The organism is Pseudomonas sp. 37 R 15, assembly GCF_900004865.1.
In the GTDB taxonomy this organism is placed as follows: Bacteria; Pseudomonadota; Gammaproteobacteria; order Pseudomonadales; family Pseudomonadaceae; genus Aquipseudomonas; species Aquipseudomonas fluorescens_AM.
This window is the reverse complement of the sequence record NZ_CVTV01000053.1, coordinates 1,566-4,820: the sequence shown is the minus strand read 5'-3', so window position 1 is coordinate 4,820 and position 3,255 is coordinate 1,566. Positions and strand designations below refer to the sequence as shown.

Here is a 3,255-nt window from a genome sequence, read left to right as displayed (position 1 = left end):
ACGTCACCTTGAGCAATGGCTCGGTGATTACCATCAAGGCGGGTGAGTCGACAGGTACGGTCGTGGTCGATACCCCGGCCAACGACGTCTACGTTAACGGTTCGACCGTCAGCACCACCATTACCGGCGCCACCGGCGGCAACTTTGAAAACCTGGTGCCGAGCACGACGCCTGCCGTTACTACGATCACCGATTCGGTCGATGCCACCGCCGTTACGCTGACAGCCGACGCGAGCGTGACCGAAGGCGGTCAGATCACCTACACCGCGACCCTGACCAACCCGGCGCAAACCCCGGTAAACGTCACCTTGAGCAATGGCTCGGTGATTACCATCAAGGCCGGCGAGTCCGTGGGCAGCGTCATCGTCGACACACCGCCGAACGATGTCTACGTTAATGGCAGCACCATCAGCACCACCATTACCGGTGCAACCGGCGGCAATTTCGAAAACCTGGTGCCGAGCACGACGCCGGCACTCACTACCATTACCGATTCCGTCGATACCACGACCGTCACGCTGACCGCGCCGGCTGAAGCAAGCGAGGGTGGGCAGATTACGTACACCGCGACGCTTTCCAATAGCGCGGGCAGTGACATCACGTTGAAGCTGGATAACGGCTCATCGATCACCATCAAAGCTGGCGATACTGTCGGCACCGTGACCGTGCCAGCGCCTACCGATGATGTGTTTATCGACAAGAGCACGCAGACTGTCCAGATCACTGAGACCACTGGCGGCAACTTCGAGAAGCTGGAAGTTGCAGGCAACGGCGCGACCACTACGATCAATGACACCATCGACAAAGTTGATGTAGTCCTGACCGCCACTCCTACCGTTGGTGAAGGCGGCAACATCGTTTACACCGCCAGCCTTGTAGATAAGAACGGTACGCCGGTGACTAACCTCACCAATCCGTTGACCGTCACGCTCGATAACGGCCAGAGCATCACTATCGGTGTGAATCAGTCGAGCGGTAGCGTTTCGCTTGTTGCGCCTGATGATGTGTACAAAGGCGACCAGACCGTCACCGCCGCGATCAATGGCGTGACCGGTGGCGAGCACTTCGAAAATCTGGTGCCTGGCACCACGCCAGTTAACACCACCGTGACTGATACTCCAGGCACCGACAACACCACCACCGTTACCCTGACAGCTCCGGCCCAGGTGAATGAAGGTGGTCAGATTACCTACACCGCGACCTTGAGCAACAAGGCCGGTACTGACGTCACGCTGAAACTCGATAACGGCTCGTCGATCACCATCAAAGCTGGTGACACCGTCGGCACTGTGACCGTGCCTGCGCCTACCGATGATGTGTTTATCGACAAGAGCACGCAGACCGTTCAGATCACCGAAACCACTGGTGGTAACTTCGAAAAACTGGAAGTTGCGGGTAACGGTGCGACCACCACAATCAACGACACCATCGACAAAGTCGACGTAGTCCTGACCGCTACCACCACCATTGGCGAAGGCGGCACCATCGTTTACACCGCCAGCCTTGTGGATAAAAACGGCGCGCCGGTGACTAACCTCACCAATCCGCTGACCGTCACGCTCGATAACGGCCAGAGCATCACTATCGGTGTGAATCAGTCGAGCGGTAGCGTTTCGCTTGTTGCGCCTGATGATGCGTACAAGGGTGATCAAACCGTCACCGCTGCTATTCAGACCGTCACGGGTGGCGAGCACTTCGAGAATTTGGTGCCTGGTACCGCGCCGGTTAATACCACCGTTACTGATACTCCGGGCACCGACAACACCACTACCGTCACGCTGACCGCGCCAAATGCTGTTAACGAAGGTGGTCAGATCACCTATACCGCGACCTTGAGCAACAAGGCTGGTACTGACGTCACTCTGAAACTGGACAACGGTTCGTCGATCATCATTAAAGCCGGCGACACCGTCGGCACTGTGACCGTCCCTGCGCCAAGCGATGACGTGTTCATCGACAAGAGCACTCAGACCGTCCAGATCACTGAAGCGACTGGCGGCAACTTTGAGAAGTTGGAAGTTGCTGGCAACGGTGCGACCACCACGATCAATGACACCATCGACAAAGTTGATGTAGTCCTGACCGCCACTACCACCGTTGGCGAAGGCGGCAACATCGTTTACACCGCCAGCCTTGTGGATAAGAACGGCGCGCCAGTGACCAACATCACCAATCCGCTGACCGTGACGTTGGATAACGGCCAGAGCATCACTATCGGTGTAAACCAATCGAGCGCCAGTGTTTCGGTTGTTGCGCCGGATGATGTGTACACGGGCGACCAAACCGTCACCACCGCTATCAAAGGCGTGACCGGTGGCGAGCATTTCGAAAATCTGGTTCCAGGCACCACGCCGGTTAACACCACCGTTACTGATACCCCAGGCACTGATAACACCACTACCGTCACCCTGACGGCTCCGGCCCAGGCGAGTGAAGGTGGACAGATTACGTACACCGCGACCTTGAGCAACAAGGCCGGTACTGACGTAACTTTGAAGCTGGATAATGGCTCATCGATCACCATCAAAGCCGGCGATACCGTCGGCACAGTGACTGTGCCTGCACCTTCCGATGATGTGTTCATCGATAAGAGCACCCAGACTGTTCAGATCACCGAAACCACTGGCGGCAACTTCGAGAAGCTGGAAGTGGCGGGCAACGGTGCAACGACAACGATCAACGACACTATCGACAAGGTCGATGTAGTCCTGACCGCCACCACCACCGTCGGCGAAGGCGGCAACATCGTTTACACCGCCAGCCTTGTGGATAAAAACGGCGCGCCGGTGACGAACATCACCAACCCGTTGACCGTAGCGTTGGATAACGGCCAAAGCATCACTATCGGTGTGAACCAATCGAGCGGCACAGTCACCGCTGTGGCACCAGACGACGTCTATAAAGGCGATCAAACCGTCACGACCGCCATCAAGGATGTCACCGGTGGCGAGCACTTCGAAAATCTGGTGCCTGGCACCACGCCAGTTAACACCACCGTGACTGATACTCCAGGCACCGACAACACCACCACCGTTACCCTGACGGCTCCGGCCCAGGCGAATGAAGGTGGTCAGATTACTTACACCGCGACCTTGAGCAACAAGGCCGGTACTGACGTAACTTTGAAGCTGGATAATGGCTCAAACATCACCATCAAAGCCGGCGACACCGTCGGCACCGTGACCGTGCCTGCTCCAAGCGATGACGTGTTTATCGACAAGAGCACTCAGACCGTCCAGATCACTGAAGCGACTG

Annotated in this window: 1 protein-coding gene; it reads left to right on the top strand. The window is 56.9% G+C overall.

Going from position 1 to position 3,255, the window contains the following annotated elements:
• Positions 1-3,255 (top strand): immunoglobulin-like domain-containing protein (locus BFQ04_RS30070; protein WP_371914524.1); only part of this gene is annotated, 3,255 nt, incomplete at both ends.